This is a genomic window from Komagataeibacter nataicola (assembly GCF_003207795.1).
GTDB classification, from domain to species: Bacteria; Pseudomonadota; Alphaproteobacteria; order Acetobacterales; family Acetobacteraceae; genus Komagataeibacter; species Komagataeibacter nataicola.
The window spans coordinates 87395-104452 of record NZ_NIRT01000005.1 but is presented as its reverse complement, the minus strand read 5'-3'; the positions used below and the strand labels follow the sequence as shown (position 1 = coordinate 104452).

15 protein-coding genes and 1 tRNA gene are annotated in these 17058 nt (G+C 63.9%); 7 read left to right on the top strand and 9 right to left on the bottom strand.

Annotated features, from left to right (window positions below; genetic code table 11):
- Window positions 1-21: 21 nt before the first annotated feature.
- The 4 genes from dnaN to mutM form a co-directional block, all read right to left on the bottom strand.
- Entirely contained in the window at window positions 22-1146 is a 1125-nt protein-coding gene (gene dnaN / locus CDI09_RS04490; RefSeq protein ID WP_078528130.1) for a DNA polymerase III subunit beta, read from the bottom strand.
- A gap of 110 nt (window positions 1147-1256) precedes the next feature.
- Complete coding sequence (dnaA, locus tag CDI09_RS04485) at window positions 1257-2717, bottom strand: chromosomal replication initiator protein DnaA (RefSeq protein ID WP_078528128.1); 1461 nt, start codon at window positions 2715-2717, stop codon at window positions 1257-1259.
- Between the two features lie 367 nt (window positions 2718-3084).
- Window positions 3085-3354: a 30S ribosomal protein S20 gene (gene rpsT, locus CDI09_RS04480; RefSeq protein ID WP_078527040.1), complete on the bottom strand. Its 270-nt coding sequence runs from the start codon at window positions 3352-3354 to the stop codon at window positions 3085-3087.
- Window positions 3355-3484: 130 nt separating this feature from the next.
- Complete coding sequence (gene mutM, locus CDI09_RS04475) at window positions 3485-4339, bottom strand: bifunctional DNA-formamidopyrimidine glycosylase/DNA-(apurinic or apyrimidinic site) lyase (protein WP_078527038.1); 855 nt, start codon at window positions 4337-4339, stop codon at window positions 3485-3487.
- A 29-nt stretch (window positions 4340-4368) separates the two neighbouring features.
- On the opposite strand from mutM, the gene CDI09_RS04470 reads away from it, so the two are divergent.
- From CDI09_RS04470 to CDI09_RS04450, 5 genes are all read left to right on the top strand, one after another.
- Window positions 4369-5166, top strand: coding sequence for a class I SAM-dependent methyltransferase (locus CDI09_RS04470; protein ID WP_078527037.1), 798 nt, complete (start codon window positions 4369-4371; stop codon window positions 5164-5166).
- A complete protein-coding gene (gene coaBC, locus CDI09_RS04465; RefSeq protein WP_078527035.1) occupies window positions 5166-6395 on the top strand; it encodes a bifunctional phosphopantothenoylcysteine decarboxylase/phosphopantothenate--cysteine ligase CoaBC in 1230 nt (409 codons plus the stop codon). The genes CDI09_RS04470 and coaBC overlap by 1 nt, the downstream gene beginning before the upstream one ends.
- Window positions 6392-6853, top strand: a complete 462-nt coding sequence (dut, locus tag CDI09_RS04460) for a dUTP diphosphatase (protein ID WP_078527033.1) — start codon at window positions 6392-6394, stop codon at window positions 6851-6853. Before coaBC ends, dut begins: the two co-directional genes overlap by 4 nt.
- Before the next feature lie 71 nt (window positions 6854-6924).
- The gene (locus tag CDI09_RS04455; RefSeq protein ID WP_205836724.1) at window positions 6925-8568 is read left to right on the top strand and encodes an ABC transporter permease; all 1644 of its coding nucleotides are present in this window, start codon (window positions 6925-6927) and stop codon (window positions 8566-8568) included.
- 9 nt (window positions 8569-8577) lie between these two features.
- Window positions 8578-9939 carry an ABC transporter ATP-binding protein gene (locus CDI09_RS04450; protein WP_078527030.1) on the top strand — a complete coding sequence of 454 codons (1362 nt, stop codon included), beginning with the start codon at window positions 8578-8580 and terminating at the stop codon, window positions 9937-9939.
- A 65-nt stretch (window positions 9940-10004) separates the two neighbouring features.
- On the opposite strand, the gene msrA is transcribed toward CDI09_RS04450, so the two are convergent.
- The 4 genes from msrA to CDI09_RS04435 form a co-directional block, all read right to left on the bottom strand.
- A complete protein-coding gene (gene msrA / locus CDI09_RS04445; RefSeq protein ID WP_078527028.1) occupies window positions 10005-10559 on the bottom strand; it encodes a peptide-methionine (S)-S-oxide reductase MsrA in 555 nt (184 codons plus the stop codon).
- On the bottom strand, window positions 10556-10690 hold the full coding sequence (locus CDI09_RS18775) for a hypothetical protein (RefSeq protein ID WP_265001028.1): 135 nt from the start codon (window positions 10688-10690) through the stop codon (window positions 10556-10558). Before CDI09_RS18775 ends, msrA begins: the two co-directional genes overlap by 4 nt.
- Entirely contained in the window at window positions 10687-13380 is a 2694-nt protein-coding gene (locus CDI09_RS04440) for a valine--tRNA ligase (RefSeq protein ID WP_078527026.1), read from the bottom strand. Before CDI09_RS04440 ends, CDI09_RS18775 begins: the two co-directional genes overlap by 4 nt.
- A gap of 314 nt (window positions 13381-13694) precedes the next feature.
- Window positions 13695-13768: transfer RNA gene (locus tag CDI09_RS04435), tRNA-Cys, on the bottom strand.
- Between the two features lie 181 nt (window positions 13769-13949).
- Here CDI09_RS04435 and CDI09_RS04430 point away from each other — a divergent pair.
- Entirely contained in the window at window positions 13950-14636 is a 687-nt protein-coding gene (locus CDI09_RS04430; protein WP_078527024.1) for a protein-L-isoaspartate O-methyltransferase family protein, read from the top strand.
- Window positions 14637-14728: 92 nt separating this feature from the next.
- Entirely contained in the window at window positions 14729-16150 is a 1422-nt protein-coding gene (locus CDI09_RS04425) for a TolC family outer membrane protein (protein ID WP_078527022.1), read from the top strand.
- A 130-nt stretch (window positions 16151-16280) separates the two neighbouring features.
- On the opposite strand, the gene CDI09_RS04420 is transcribed toward CDI09_RS04425, so the two are convergent.
- Window positions 16281-16637 (bottom strand): hypothetical protein, encoded by a 357-nt coding sequence (locus CDI09_RS04420; RefSeq protein ID WP_146220804.1) that lies wholly within the window; start codon window positions 16635-16637, stop codon window positions 16281-16283.
- Window positions 16638-17058: the final 421 nt, after the last annotated feature.

Below are 17058 nucleotides of genomic sequence, written 5' to 3'. Positions count from 1 at the left end.
CCGCCGTAATGGGGCCTGCGCTCAAACGCGCATGGGCATCAGCACGTACAGCGCCGAGGGGCTGTCCACATCCCGCACGATGGTAGGCGCGGAACTGTCGGAAAACGCGAATTCCACTTCCTTTTCCACCTGGTCGGTAATGTCATTGAGATAACGGGCCTGAAAGCCGATCTCGATGGGCGGCGCGTCATAGGACACGTGATTCTCATCAAGTTCCTCAGTGGCCGAGCCCTGATCCTGGCTGGCGGCGGACAGGGTAAGCAGGTTATGCGCCATGCTCAGCTTGACCGGGCGCGAACGCTCCTGGCTGATGGCCGCGACACGGGCCACGGCATCGGAGAAGATCTTCTTGCCCACGCGCAGGATGCGGTCATTGCCATGCGGGATCACGCGCTCATATTCGGGGAACGTGCCATCAATCAGCTTGGACGTAAGCGTGATGTTGCCGATGGTGAACTGGATGCGCGTGTCTGACAGGGCGATATCGACCTGCTCCGGCCCTTCATCAAGCAGCTTGCGCAGTTCGCCCACGGTCTTGCGCGGCACGATCACGCCGGGCATGCCCTCACTGCCCGGCGGCAGTTCGGTCTCGACGCGCGCGAGGCGGTGGCCGTCGGTTGCAACCGCGCGCAGCACCTGCCCGGCCTCACCCTCGGCCACATGCAGGAAAATGCCGTTGAGGTAGTAACGCGTCTCCTCGGTGGAGATGGCGAAGCGCGTGCGGTCGATCAGGCCACGCAGCACCTGGGCCGGAATGCTGAATTCATGCGGCAGGCTGCCTGCCATCATGGAGGGGAAGTCATCCACATCGAGCACGTTGAGGCTGGTGGCAAAACGCCCCGCCCGCAGGCCCAGCGGCGCATCCCCCCCGGCGTGGTCGAACTCGACCTGCGCGCCATCGGGCAGCTTGCGCACGATTTCGTACAGCACGGCTGCCGGCGCCGTGACCGCGCCATCACGCAGCGTTTCGGCCGCCATGCCCTCGACCACGGCAATTTCCATGTCGGTGGCGGTAAGCGTCATTGCGCCATCGGTGACATTGATCAGCACGTTGGCCAGGATGGGGATGGTATTGCGCTTCTCGGCAACGCTCTGGATATGGGCCAGTGCCTTGAGCAGCGTTACGCGGTCAGCCTTCAACTTCATCGGTACGATATCCTCCACATCCCGCAGCACCCAAAAAAGCACAAAACGGGGGAGACCTGTCTAGCAGCCTGAAGCAACAGCGGTAAAGGGGCGCGCGCCCGAAATGCGGCTCAGGTTTCCAGCATGCGGCGCAGCAGTTCCACATCCTCGGCAAAGGCGGGGTCTTGGGCCATCAGCTGCTCCACCTTGGTCACGCCATACATGACGGTGGTGTGGTCGCGGTTGCCGAACTTGCGCCCAATCTCGGGGTAGGAGCGGCTGGTCAGCTGCTTGGCAAGATACATCGCCACCTGGCGCGGCCGCGCCACAGCCCGGCCCCGGCGGGCGGAGAACATGTCGGTCAGGCGGGTGTTCCAGTGCTCGGCCACCTTGCGCTGGATTTCCTCGATGGTCACGCGCCGGTCATGCGCCTTGAGGATGTCGTGCAGCACATCCTGCGTCGCTTCCAGCGTGACGGGGCGACCAAACAGGTTGGCATGCGCGATCAGGCGGTTGAGCGCGCCCTCAAGCTCACGCACGTTCGACGTGATCTTGTGCGCGAGGAATTCCAGCACCTTGGCCGGCACCACAACACCGGACGCCGCGGCCTTGGCCTCGAGGATGGAGATGCGCAGCTCGAAGGTAGTGGCATGGATATCAGCCACCATGCCGCAGCCCAGCCGGGTGCGCAGCCGGTCCTCAAGCCCTGACAGGTCGGAGGGCGACTTGTCGGCCGAGACCACGATCTGCCGCCCGGCATCGACCAGTGCGTTGAAGGTGTGGAAAAATTCGTCCTGCGTGTTGTCCTTGCCGATGAGGAACTGCAGGTCATCGATCATCAGCACGTCAACCGAGCGCAACTGGTCCTTGAATTCGAGCGTGGACTGCGAGCGGATGGCCCCGATGAAGCGGTACATGAACTTCTCGGCCGACATATAGGCCACCGAGACCTTGCCGCCACGCAGCAGTTCCGCCCCGATGGCGTGCATGAGATGGGTCTTGCCCAGACCCACGCCGCCATAAAGGAACAGGGGGTTGAAGCCGGGGCTGGACGGGCGCTCGGCCACGCGGCGGGCGCAGGCATAGGCGAACTCGTTGGGCTTGCCCACGACAAAGGTATCAAACGTAAAGCGCGGCTCGAGCGGGGCTGCGAGGTCGCTGCGCACCTCGGCCTGCCGTGGGCTTTCAGCCGCCACGGGCGCTACCGCGGGCACCGCCGGCTCACTCGGGGCGGCAGCGGCCGGGGCGGCTGATGCTTCCTGCGCCACGGCATCGGGGGCGGGCTGGGCTGAGGGACGGGCCACCTGCAACTCGACGCGGCGGATGGCGGGCACTTCGGCATGCCACAGCGCGCCGAGGCGGTCGCCATACTGCCCGCGCACCCAGTCGCGCAGGAAGCGCGTGGGCAGGTAAAGGGTGATCTCGTCCTCCTCCACCGGGCCAACCGTGATCTGGCGCAGCCATGTACGGTATTCGACTTCGCCCACCTCGGCCTTCAGCCGCTCGCAGATGCGCGACCAGTGGATGGCGAGCACACTTTTCTGCGCGTTGGCTTCCGCAACCGCGTCGTAGCCTTCCAGTCCGCCCGTCATATCCGCTCCCCGCCACATGGGGCACGAAAAGGACACCGCCCGCGCGCATGCCCCTGCCGTAAACCCCGCTCCATTCCACCACCCCGCGCCACCGGCCCTTCCCCGACAGGACAGGCCACAAGCCGTGCCATCGGCACGACCCACAGCCCGACCCTTCGGCCGGAACCACCGATGACGCTGGAATTATCCCCATAATTTAGAGCACGGAATCGGGCGAAGCAACGGGAATCTGCCCCGCCCCCGCCAAAACCCGTTCACACCCGCAAGATGTGGATAACAAAAAAAGGCCGTCATCGCCAATAATGGCGACAGACGACCTCTTTTATTACTTCCAGCCTTCTTTCAGATGAAAGAAACCAGCCGTATCTTACGCAGCAGCGAGCGACTTGATACGGGCGGACAGGCGGGAAATACGACGGGCAACCGTGTTGGCGTGAAGAACGCCCTTGCCAACGGCGCGCTGCATTTCGGGCTGTGCCTCACGCAGGGCCACCACGGCGTCGTCCTTCTTGCCGGTGGCGATCGCGGTCTCGACCTTCTTCACGAAGGTGCGCACGCGGGAGAGGCGCGCGGTGTTGCGGGCGTTGCGGCGTTCGTTCTGACGGATGCGCTTGCGCGCGGATGCTGTATTGGCCATTGCTCTCAGTTCATCTGCATAAATCAGGTTACGGCGGTCCGCCACCCGATCGTGCGGACATCCCATATCAGGCTGGCGATCTAGTCCACCCTGACCGTATTCGTCAAGACAAGTCTTTGCCTAAATCGTCTCATGCCTCCTGCTGGCGGGGGCAGAAAAAGCTCGAACGCCCCGATTGGGTGATGCGTTCCACCCCATCACACGCAGGCGGGCCGGGGCAATCGGGGCATCCTGCCCCTTCACGCCCATAAACGCGCCACGCATGCTGGAAATAGCCGAGTTCCCCATCGGGTTGCACATAATCACGCAGGCTTGAGCCGCCTGCGGCAATCGCCTCCCCGAGCACGGCGCGGACCTGCGTCGCCAGCTCATCATATTCCGCGCCACTGATCTCACCCGCCGCCCGCGCGGGGTGAATGCGTGCGCGGAACAGCGCCTCGGACACATAGATATTGCCCAGCCCCGCCACCACGCGCTGATCAAGCAGCAGCGCCTTGATGCTGGTGCGCCGCCCCCGGCCTTTTGCCGCAAGCCATGGCCCATCAAAGCGGTTGCCCAGCGGCTCGGGGCCCATGCCCGCAAGCAGGCGGTGACCTTCCACACCCGCCACCGGCACCAGATCGACCATGCCGAAGCGACGCGGATCGACCAGCCCGCAGCGCGCCCCCTCCCCGGTTTCGATCACCAGATGCTCGTGCAGGGCGGCCGGGGCCGCGCGCTCGGCTTGCGTGGGGCGCGAGAGCAGCACGCGCCCGGACATGCCCAGATGCAGCACGACCACATTCCCACCCGAAAGGGTGATGAGGATATATTTCCCCCGCCGGGCGAATCCATCGATCCGCTGTCCTTCCAGCGCCTGGGCCAGACCGGGGGGAAACGGCCAGCGCAGCCCCGTATGGTGCGTGCTGGCGCGGGAAATAGTGTGACCTTCAAGATGCACTCGCATCCCGCGCATCACAGTTTCGACTTCAGGGAGTTCCGGCATGGCCTCATCTGGGGTTATACCTGTGCATCATGACCGACAATAGCCAGCCATACCATCCCTCTCCTTCCGCCGGCCGTCCCGATGACCGCCATGCGGATACCACTGATTTCGGCTTCCGCGATGTGCCATTGCGCGAGAAGAAATCCATGGTGCGCGAAGTCTTTGACAGCGTGGCCTCCAAATACGACATCATGAACGACGTGATGTCGCTGGGCATCCACCGCGCGTGGAAGAAGATTTTCGTCAACGAACTCGCCCCCCACCCCGACCTGTCGCTGCTCGATCTGGCCGGTGGCACGGGTGACATCTCGTTCGGCTGGCTGCGCGGCGGGGGTGGCCCCGCCATCCTGTCCGACATAAACGTGAGCATGCTCACGGTAGGCCGCAACCGCGCGATGGAGCGCGGGCTGGTGTCGGGCCTCAACTTCATGGCCGTTGATGCCGAGGCCATTCCGCTGGCCGACAATTCGGTGGATCGCGTCTCCATCGCCTTCGGCCTGCGCAACTGCACCGACAAGCTGCAGGTGCTGCGCGAGGCGCGCCGCATCCTGCGCCCCGGCGGGCGGTTCCTGTGCCTTGAATTCTCGCGCGTGCAGGTCGCGGCCTTTGCACCCGTATATGATGCCTGGTCCTTCCACGTGCTGCCGCGCATGGGTGCGGCGATCGCGGGTGACCGCGAGAGCTACCAGTACCTCGCTGAAAGCATCCGCATGTTCCCCGATCAGGAAACCCTGGCCGACATGATGCGCGAGGCAGGGCTTGAGCGTGTGTCCTACCAGAACCTCTCGGGCGGGATCGCGGCCATCCATTCCGGCTGGAAGATCTGATGGGGGCACGGGCAGACCGTTCTGTCCTGCTGGTGGTGTGTGGGGGAATCGCCGCCTACAAGGCGCTTGATCTCATCCGCAGGCTCAGGGAACGCGACATCCGCGTGCGCACGGTGCTGACGGAAGGAGGCGCCCGATTCGTCACACCTCTCGCGCTTCAGGCCCTGAGTGGCGAGCGCGTGTTCAGCGACCTGTTCTCCCTGACCGATGAAAGCGAGATGGGCCATATAGCCCTGTCGCGCAGCAGTGACCTGATCGTGGTCTGCCCCGCCACTGCCGATATTCTGGCCCGCATGAGCGCAGGTCTGGCCGATGACCTCGCCACCACCGTGCTGCTGGCCACCGATACGCCGGTGCTGGCCGCCCCCGCCATGAACGTGCGGATGTGGCAGCACCCCGCCACACAGGCCAATATCGCGACCCTTGCAGCGCGCGGCGTGGAATTCGTTGGCCCCGAAACCGGGCTGATGGCGTGCAACGAGCACGGGCCGGGACGACTGGCCGAGCCCCACTCCATTCTCGCCGCCATCATGGCCCGGCTTGAGGGCGAACAGCCGCTTGCGGACCGCCGTGCGCTGGTCACCGCAGGCCCCACGCATGAGCCGATCGACCCCGTGCGCTATCTGGCCAACCGCTCATCAGGCACGCAGGGTTATGCCATTGCGCGTGCGCTGGCGGCAGCGGGGGCTGACGTAACACTGGTCAGCGGACCGACCACCCTGCCCGACCCGCCGGGCGTGCACACCCTGCGCGTCGAGACCGCACGCGCCATGCTGGCGGCGTGCCAGCAGGCCCTGCCGTGCGATATTGCCGTCTGCGCCGCTGCCGTAGCGGACTGGCATGTCGCTGAAGCCCCGCAGAAGATCAAGAAAGCCGCAGGACAGCCCCCGCCCGCGCTGCATCTTGTGCCAAACCCTGACATTCTGGCCACGCTGAGCCAGCCCGCCCCCACCCGGCCGCGCCTGGTGGTGGGCTTTGCCGCCGAGACGGAGCATGTGGTCGAACACGCCACCGCCAAGCGCCTGCGCAAGGGGTGCGACTGGATCGTGGCCAATGATGTCAGCCCTGAAAGCGGCATCATGGGCGGCGCTGAGAACGAGATCGACCTGATTGACGCCACCGGCTGCACCCACTGGCCCCGGCTGGACAAGATGCAGGTGGCGCAGCGTCTGGTCGCCCGCATTGCCGCCTTTTTCAACTCCCCGCATGTTGACGGACACACTTCATGAGCCTTTCCCCCCTCCCCATTCAGGTCCGCCGTCTGGCCCACGCGCATGACCTGCCCCTGCCCGCCTATGCCACTGACGGAGCTGCCGGAATGGACCTGCTCGCGGCCGTGACCGCACCGCTGAGCATTGCGCCAGGTGGGCGCGCACTGGTGCCCACGGGGCTGTGCGTGGCGCTGCCGCGTGGCTATGAACTCCAGATCCGCCCCCGCTCGGGGCTTGCGCTCAAGCATGGCGTGACCCTGCCCAACGCGCCGGGCACGATTGATGAGGATTATCGCGGCGAGATCGGCATTATCGTAATGAATGCGGGCGATGCGCCCTTCGTGGTCGAGCGCGGCATGCGCATTGCCCAGGGCGTGCTCGCCCCCGTGGTGCGTGGCGAGTGGGTGGAATATGCCGAGCTTGATGAAACCACCCGTGGCGCGGGTGGCTTTGGCAGCACGGGCACGGCAGGGTGAGCACAGGCGGTCAACCGGGAAACCTGCGCGCCCGCCCCAATCTGGCGGACCTGCTCGGCCTGCTTGCCATCATGGCGGGCGCGGTCGTGGTGGCTACGGCGGGCCGCCACATGCTCGTGCCCATTCCCGCAAGCGAGGCCGGGACCATCCACCTCAACCCCGCCTACCTGCCCGGCTATGCCGTGCGCACCACGCTGCGCATGTTCGCAGCCCTTGCGGCGTCGCTGGTGTTCACCTTCACCTATGCCGTCTGGGCCGCCAAGAGCCGGCGGGCGGGACAGGTGCTGGTGCCGCTGCTCGATATTTTACAGTCGGTGCCCATTCTGGGCTTTCTCACCTTTACGGTCATTTTCTTCCTCGGGCTGTTTCCGGGGCGGATGATGGGGGCGGAACTCGCCGCCATCTTCACCATCTTCACCAGTCAGGCATGGAACATGGCCTTTGCCATGTATCAGTCGCTGCGCACCGTGCCGCCCGACCTTGAGGAAGCCGCCCGCTGCTTTGGCCTCACACCCTGGCAGCGCTTCTGGCGGCTTGAAGTGCCCTTCGCCATCCCCGCGCTGGTATGGAACACCATGATCTCCATGTCCGGCGGGTGGTTCATGGTTGTCTATTCCGAGACGATCACGGTGGGCAATACCGATATCGCCCTGCCCGGCATCGGCTCCTATGTGGGGGTTGCGATCGAGCAGCGGAACCTTGCGGCCATTTTCTACGCCATCCTCACCATGCTGGCCGTAATCCTGGCCTATGACCAGCTGCTGTTCCGTCCGCTCGTGGCATGGTCGGCACGTTTCCAGACCGATGATGGCGCAACCCTTGCAGCGCCTGACCCGTGGGTGCTGGTGCTGCTGCGCCGCACGCACCTGCTGCGCCGCTTCTGCCTGCGCGTGGGTGATGGGCTGACGCGTATCGGCTGGCTGGCCCTTGGCCCGCGCCCCTCCGCCCCCGCACGCGCGCTCATACCCCCCCGCCTGATGGATGCAGCCTGGATTGCCGGGATTGTCGTGTGCGCCCTGACCCTGGGGTGGAAAACATGGACCTTTTCCCACGCTCATTACAGCGCGGGGCAGGTGCTGCATGTCATGGCGCTGGGCGGGCTGACGCTGCTGCGCGTCATGATTACGGTGCTGGTCGCCTCCGTGATCTGGGTGCCTGCGGGGATATGGCTGGGCCTGTCGCCCCGGCGGGCGCGGCACGCGCAGATGGCGGCACAGTTCATGGCCGCTTTCCCCGCCAACCTGTTCTTTCCGCTTGTCGTGGTCGCGATCGTGCACTGGCACCTGAACAGCAACATATGGCTCACCCCGCTCATGTTATTGGGCACGCAGTGGTATATCCTGTTCAATATCGTGGCCGGGGCCTCGTCCTATCCCGGCGACCTGCTCGAGGCCGCGCGCAACTTCCACGTCAGGGGCTGGCTGTGGTGGCGGCGGGTGATGCTGCCGGGCATTACGCCCTATTTCATCACCGGCGCCCTGACCGCATCGGGCGGTGCCTGGAATGCCGCCATCGCCACGGAGGTGGCCAGCTGGGGCGACACCACCCTGAGCGCGCAGGGGCTGGGCGCCTATATTGCCCATGCCACCGTGGCGGGAGCCACCGACCAGGTCGGGCTGGGCATGGCGGTCATGGCGGCCTTCGTGCTGCTGCTCAATCGCGCCGTATGGCGCCCGTTATCCAATTATGCCGCCCGGCATTACACTTTTGACTGAGAGCACCTGATGCCGCAGCAAGCCGCCTCCCCCAGCCCGAAGCAGACCGGCACGGAACTTGTCCGGATCGTCAACTGCAGGCAGGCCTACCCCAAGGAAAGCTCAACCGACCTTGTGGTGCTCGATGGCGTGAACCTGAGCATCCGCAGTGGCGAGATCGTGGGGCTGCTGGGCCGCTCGGGCTCGGGCAAGTCCACCCTGCTGCGCATTATCGCGGGGCTTTTGCCGCCCACCGGCGGCGAGGTGATCTGGAAGGGCAAGCGGCTGGAAGGGCCTGCGGCAGGTATTTCCCTGGTGTTCCAGTCCTTTGCGCTGTTCCCGTGGCTGACGGTGCAGAAAAACGTGGAACTGGGGCTGGAGGCGCAGGGCGTGGCCCCGGCCGAGCGCGAGAAACTGGCGGAAGACGCGATCCACCTGATCGGCCTGGGCGGGTATGAGAATGCCTACCCCAAGGAGCTTTCGGGCGGGATGCGCCAGCGCGTGGGGCTGGCGCGCGCCCTTGTTGTCCGGCCCGACCTGCTGCTGATGGACGAACCCTTCTCGGCGCTGGACGTGCTGACGGCGGAAAACCTGCGCACCGACCTTGTGGAACTGTGGGCGGAAAAGAAACTGCCCATTCAGTCGATCCTGCTGGTTACTCACAATATCGAAGAAGCGGTGCTGATGTGCGACCGCATCCTCATCTTTTCCTCCAACCCCGGGCGGGTGGCCTATGAGCTTCAGGTACCCTTCGAGCACCCCCGCAACCGTGAGGACATGGCCTTCCGCCAGTTCGTGGACCGTATCTACGCACTCATGACGCGGCGCGCGCCGGTCGTGTCTGAGGCGGACATGACCGACCCGGACATGCGGCATGTCCAGATCTCGGCTGATGCCGTGGCCCTGCCAGCACTGCCGATGAACACCATCGTGGGCATGATGGAAACACTGGCCGCCGACCCGCTGCATGGCCGCGCCGACCTGCCGTTGCTCGCCAGCCGCCTGCAGCTTGAGCTAGATGACCTGTTCCCGCTTGGCGAATCCCTGCAATTGCTGGGCTTTGCCGAACTTGAGGATGGCGACATCCTGCTCACGCCCGAGGGCATGCGCTTTGTGCAAAGCGAGCACGACATCCGCAAGCACATCCTGTGGCAGAGCATGCTGCACAACATTCCCATGGTGCGCACCATCCGCGCGGTGCTTGACGAACGCCCCAACCATCGCGCCAGCGCCGAGCGCTTCCGTGATGAACTTGAGGACAGCATGTCGCCCAACTATGCCCGCCAGACGCTCCAGACCCTGATCGGCTGGGCGCGTTATGCGGAACTGTTCGATTTTGATGAGGAAGCTGACCAGCTTTTTCTGGATGATGACCCGACGGATCGGAGCTGATGGATGAAAGCCCGGAAGCTTTTTGACAAAAGCTTCACTAAAAACGTTCTTCTGATTCCAGGCTATTAACCGGCGGAATCCACCAGCCGGTCACGAAACAGGCGGCGCATCTTGGCGATCTTGGGCGGGATGACCGCGCTGCAATACGGATTGCCGGGGTTACGGGCAAAATAGTCGCGATGATAATCCTCGGCGGCCCAGAAATGGTCCAGCTTCGCAATTTCGGTCACGATCGGGTTGGGCCAGACATGCTGGGCTGCAATTTCATCGCGCACGGCATGGGCCGTTTTTTCCTGCGTCGCATCCTGCCAGAAAATGGCCGAACGATACTGCGTGCCCACGTCATTGCCCTGCCGGTTGAGCGTGGTGGGGTCATGCATGACAAAGAAGATGCGCAGCAGGTCGGCACATGACAGTTCAGCGGGGTCGAACGTCACACGCACCACCTCGGTATGCCCGGTGCGGCCCGTGCAGACCTGCTCGTAGGTCGGGTTGGGCGTATGGCCACCGGCGTAACCCGGCTCGATTCCATGCACACCGCGCAGTTCCTTGAACGGCGCTTCGATGCACCAGAAGCAGCCCCCACCCAGCACCAGTGTCTCCAATGCGTTTTCGGTCATGGCAGCTTCCTTCCCCAAAATGATGTGAAGAGAATGTTCCAGAAGTTTTTGGTGAAGCTTTTTTCAAAAAGCTTCAAAAGAACGCCGCCTTTTTGAAAAAAGGCGGCACCCAAAAACTTCTGTTCCGTCAAGCAATCCGCGCCAGTGCCGCTTTCAGCCGCACGCGCTCTGCCTGGAACGCTTCCAGCCGCTCGCGGTTTTCGGCCACGACTTCCGGCTTGGCACGGGCGACGAAATCGGCATTGCCCAGCTTGCGCTCAACCTTGGCAATCTCGCCATCCACCTTGGTACATTCCTTTTCCAGCCGCTGGCGCTCAACGCTCAGGTCAATGATCCCGGCCAGCGGAATGACCAGCGTTGCTTCATCCACCACAAGCTGGGCCGCACCCTGCGGCATCTCGCCCGCAAGCGGCAGCACCTCGGACACACGGGCCATGCGGCCAATCGCTTCCGCCCATTTGGCGGCACGCGCCACGGTGGTGGCAGATGCATCACGCAGCAGCACGGGGGCGAGGCGTGAGGGCGGCACGTTCATTTCCGAGCGCACGGTGCGGATGGCGGAAATGAAGCGGATCAGCCATTCCATCTCATCGCGCGCGTCCTTCGCCCCTTCCAGATGTTCGGGCTGCGGCCACGGTGCGGTGATGAGCGAACCCTCACCCCCAAAGCCGAAATGCTGCCACAGCCGGTCGGTCATGAACGGGGTCACGGGCTGGAGCAGGCGCAGGATGGTGCCCAGCACATGGGCGGCCACCGCGCGGGTCTCGACGGCCTCCGCCGTGTCGCCCGCGGCAAAGACCGGCTTGGCCAGCTCAAGGAACCAGTCGCAGAAGCAGTTCCACACAAAGCGGTAGCAGGCACCCGCATATTCATCGAAGCGGAAGGCTTCCAGCGCTTTCGTGGCCTCTTCCACCGCCTGCGCCAGTTCGGCCAGGATCCAGCGGCCCAGCGGGGATTGCACGGAGGCCGGGCTGAAGCCTGCAACCGGGGCCACGCCGTTCATCTCGCAAAAGCGCGCGGCATTCCATATCTTGGTGATGAAGGAACGGTATTCCTCCACCTTTTTCGGGCCAAGCTTCACGTCACGGCCCAGGCCAGTGAGCGAGCAGATGCAAAAGCGCATGGCATCCGCGCCGTAGCTGTCGATCATCTCCAGCGGGTCGATGCCGTTGCCCTTGGACTTGGACATCTTCTGCCCGCGCTCGTCACGCACCAGCCCGTGAATGAACACCTGCCGGAAGGGCACATCCTTCATGAAGTGCAGGCCCATCATCATCATCCGCGCAACCCAGAAGAAGATGATGTCAAAACCCGTGACCAGCACATCGGTGGGGTAATAGCGCGCCAGCTCAGGTGTCTGCTGCGGCCAGCCCAGCGTGGAGAACGGCCACAGGGCGGAGGAGAACCATGTGTCGAGCACATCCTCATCACGCGTAAGCGCCGTGTCCTGTCCGTAATGGGCGCGGGCCTGCGTTGTGGCATCGGCTTCATCACGGGCGACGAACACATGCCCATCGGGGCCATACCAGGCGGGGATGCGATGCCCCCACCAGAGCTGGCGGCTGATGCACCAGGGCTGGATGTCACGCATCCAGGCATAGAAAGTATTTTCCCACTGTCTGGGCACGAATTCGATCTTGCCGGTTTCCACCGCCTCGATGGCGGGGCCAGCAAGGGTCTTGGCATCGCAGTACCACTGCGTGGTCAGGCGCGGCTCGACCACCGCGCCACTGCGCTCGGCATGCGGCACCTGATTGGTGTGCGGCTCGATCTTTTCCAGCCATTCCAGCCGCTCAAGCTCGGCCACCATGACCTTGCGCGCCTCATCGCGCGGCATGCCTGCCAGAGTGCGCACGAAGGCGGGGTCGGACAGCCCCGCCTCGGCGCGGAGTTCGCCTTCAATCTCGGCAAGGGTGATGCGGGCTTCCTCATCGAGCACGCTGGGCATGTCGAGCCTGTGGCGACGCCCGACCTCGAAATCGTTGAAGTCATGGGCCGGGGTGATCTTGACCGCGCCGCTGCCTTTGGTGGGGTCGGAATATTCATCCGCCACGACGGGAATACGGCGGCCGGTCAGCGGCAGGATGACGTTCTTGCCCACCAGATCGGCAAAGCGTTCGTCCTCGGGGTGCACGGCCACGGCCATATCGCCGAGCATGGTCTCGGGGCGGGTGGTGGCGACCGTGATGGTGCGGCCCGGCTGGCCCTCCACGGGGTAGCGGATATACCACAGGCTGCCTCGGCTCTCGCGGTTATCAACCTCGAGGTCGGAGATGGCGGAGCGGAAGGCGGGGTCCCAGTTGACAAGGCGGCGGTCGCGGTAGATCAGCCCCTCGCGGTAGAGGGTGACGAACACCTCCTTGACCGCATCCGACAGGCCATCATCCATGGTGAAGCGCTCGCGCTGCCAGTCGAGCGAGCCGCCGAGGCGACGGAGCTGCCTTGTAATGCCGCCGCCGGATTCGGCCTTCCAGTCCCACACGCGCCCGACAAAGGCGTCGCGGCCCATTTCCTGGCGCGACGTGCCTTCCTTTTGCAGCATGCGCTCGACCACAAGCTGGGTGGCGATGCCCGCATGGTCGGTGCCCGGCTGCCACAGCGTGTCGCGCCCCTGCATACGGCGCCAGCGGATGAGCGTGTCCTGCAACGTCATGGTCAGGGCGTGGCCGATATGCAGCGTGCCCGTGACATTGGGCGGCGGAATCATGATGGTATAGGGCTTTGCCGCGCTATCGGGCCGGGCGCTGAACGCGCCACTGGCCTCCCACAGGGCATAGAGGGAGGTTTCGGTCCCGGCGGGGGAGAACGACTTGTCAAGCATCACGAAAAACCAGATCCACCATAATCAGACGCAGGGCAGGACAACGCGCCCGGCCAAGGGCAGATATACCCCAAACCGGCGCGAAGGGAACGCCTGCCCCCGTAATCTTTATGCCGGGAGGCAGATCATGCGCTGATGGAGGATGCGGCAAGGCCGGGGCGCTGCATCAGGCAGCATCGATACCCCCACGGATACCCCCAGCATGCCTGTCATTCGGCATCTCTCCCTGTCATCGGCTACTATGGCCAGAGAGAAGAAAACGGCAGATTTTCGGGAATTATGTCAACGCCTGTCCTTCCCTGTCAGGGAAAGATTGGAGGTCTGGGCGGGAATCGAACCCACATTCGCGGATTTGCAGTCCGCTGCATCACCATTCTGCCACCAGACCTCGGCGGTGCACGGGGTATATCCGCTGAAATGCATCTCAGGTCAAGCCGTTGTGTGCGGCGTTGCTGTTGTTTCCCGATCAAAGCGGCGCATAAATACAAAAAAAGCCGGAAAAGATTTCGCCCGTCCGGCCGGGTTGCGGCTTCAGCACCCTGCGGGGCAGCGTGTTTCAAGGAAACGTTATGGACAGGACAGACCCCGATTACGCGCCACTCGATTTTGTCGCGGCCCGGCAACGCATGGTCGATGCCCAGATTCGCCCCTCACAGGTGGGCAATGCCGCCATTATCGCCGCCATGCGCGCCGTGCCACGTGAGCGCGCCGTGCCCGATGCACTGCGGGCCTTCGCCTATTGCGACCAGAACCTGCCGCTCGGCGAAGGACGCTACCTGACCGAGCCACGGGTAACGGGGCGCATGCTGCAGGTGGCCGACCTGCGGCACGGCGAGCGGGTTCTGGTCGTTGCGGCTGGCACGGGCTACCTCGCGGCCCTGCTGGGCGCGATGGCGCTTGAACTGCATGTCATCGCCCTCGAATCGGAGTCGCGCCTGGCCACCACTGGCAAGGCCCTGTGCGCCGCCTGCGCGCCCGGCGTGCAGTGGTGCGATGGGCCGCTGGTCAAGGGCGCTCCGGCCTCGGCCCCCTATGACCTGATCTTCATTGATGGCGCGGTGCGCACGGTGCCGCAGGCCCTTGTGGCGCAGCTTGCACAGGGCGGGCGCATCATCGCTCCCATCTGCCCGGCATCGGGCGTGACATCGGTCAGCCGCGTTGCCGCTACAGAGCAGGGCAGCGCGGTGCAGCCGCTGTTCGAGGCAGCCGTGCCCCTGTTGCCTGAACTGGCCCCTGCCCCCGCCTTCGTGTTCTAGCCGGTTAACCCGCACGCAACATCCTGCGGGTAAGACTGGCCGGGGCGGGCTGTCATGGTGCCGCCTCGCATATCAGGCTGGCAGGGGCGGACATGAAGGGAAACTGGGCAATCGGGGCCGGAAGTGCAGCACTTCTGTGCAGCGGCACGGCACTGGCGCGCGTGCCGCAGGCGGCAGATGCGCCACGCACGCTGAGTGCGGCACTTGCCGCGGCCTATCTGGGCAACCCGGTGCTGCGGCAGGAACGCGCAACCCTGCGCGCGACCGATGAGCAGGTGCCCCAGGCGCTGGGCGGCTGGCGCCCCACGATTACCGGCACGGCGAGCATGTCCTATTATTCCGGCCTGATGCGCATGGCGCCGACATCAGGGGAAAGCGGCTATGCCCGACGGTATGAAAGCCCCGGCTATTCCGGCGGGGTCAGCATTTCCCAGCCCATCTATACCGGCGGCAAGACCACGGCCAGCACGCACAAGGCGCGCCATGCGGTCATGGCCGAGCGCGCGCGGCTGATCGCGGCTGAGGAGCAGGTCTTCTCCGATGTGGTCAATGCTTATATCAATGTGGTGGAAGATGAGCAGATCCTGCGCATCGACATCAACAACGAGCAGGTTTACGCCGCCCAGCTTCATGCCACCGAACTGCGTGCACATGGCGGCGAGATCACCCACACCGATGTGGCCCAGGCGGCAGGCGCGCTGGCCAATGCCCGCGCGGTGCGGCAACTGGCCGAAGGAACGTTGCAGGCCGATCGCGCCACCTACCGGCAGGTTGTGGGGGTTGACGCGCCCGATGGCCTGGCCCCGCCGCAGCCCCTGGTCCTGCCGCTTCATACCGAGCAGGACGCCATGACGCAGGCGGTGCAGAACAACCCCGACGTCATTGGTGCCCTGTTTGACGAGGCGGCGAAAAAAGATGCCGTGGGTGTGGCCTTTGCCGCCCTCATGCCCACTGTCAGCGCGCAGGCGGCCTATATGCATGGCATCAACCAGGACGAAGGCCGCTCGCTCAACGATAACAAATACGCCCTCGTCAACGCCTCCATGCCGCTTTATCAGGGCGGGGGCGAATATGCCGCCGTGCGCATGGCCCGCCAGCAGGCCAACGAGGCCGCCCATACGGTGGATGTAAAGCGCCGCGCCGCCGTGCAACTGGCCGCGGCGAGCTGGCAGCGCATGCAGGCCAACCGCGCCGCGATAGAAAGCAACCGCGCCGCCGTCGAGGCTGATGCCGCCGCTCTGCACGGCATGCAGCGGCAGGTGATGGTCGGCACCACCTCAACGCTTTCCGTGCTCCAGCAGCAGGAAACCCTGCTCCAGGCCCAGATTGCGCTGGTACGCAGCGCAGGCAATCTTGTGCTCTCGTCCTATCAGGCGACCGCCGCCATCGGCAGGCTGACCGCGCGTGACCTGAGCCTTGACGTGCCGCTTTATGATGAACGCGCCTATTACCGTGCCGTGCATGACCGACTGTGGGGTATCAGCGATTACGCCACCAACCAGCCGGGGCGGTAGGTTCAAGACTGGAATGGATCTTATGTTATTTGAAGATTTTTGAAAAAGACTTCACCAAAAACTTCTTTATTATGATTGTTTTCTCAATCGGGGGGCTTTTTGCAGGCATGCAGCCCCCGCTCCATTGCGCTTATGCAATCTGTTCAATGCGACACCGGGCGCAGAGTGGATCAGATTGAATGTAGTCGGCAACCGCAGCCTGCATGGCTGCAAAACTGCTGCCGTAGAAATAGAGCGCCGTTTCACGGCTACCTTCCCAGTAGCCTTGCAGCGCCTCCGTCTGGCCAAGGGCCGCGCGAAGCCCTGAAATGGTCTTGTTGATATCGGAGCGGGCATAGGTTTCGGCTGGCAGGTCGGTGCCGTTCATGAAAATAGCCATGCCTTCCATCATGCCAAACGCGATGGGGGCTGCCGTGCCCGGCAGGCGCAGTTCCGACCCCTTTGGCGCGCCAAGCTCATCAAGGGCCTGCATGACCTGTTTCAGCACGGTTTGTGAGGCATCCTCGACCGCAATCTCGATATCACAGGCGGAATGCCGACCGGATCGGGCGCAAGGGCCGTGCCTGGGCCCACGACTTCGCCAATGCCCATTTCATGAAGCATGACATCGAGCGGATCCTCAAAAACACTGCCCCGCTGAACCGGCTGGAGGCGGGCGTTGAGATGGGCCACCACAACGATGGGTGCGGGAACGGCGCGTGGTGTATCGGGCGCTGTCTGTTTTCCTGTTATGCGGTGTAAAACACAGGTTTATATTCAATATAGTTTATTTTCAATCACCACAGGCATTTTTCAGGGCGCCATTCATCTTCTATCATTTCTTTCAAAGCTTGATAATTCACGATCCATTTTATGGGCAGTTTACGCTGTTCGTCAGTAATGTTTTCAACAGCCCACTCTTTTTCACC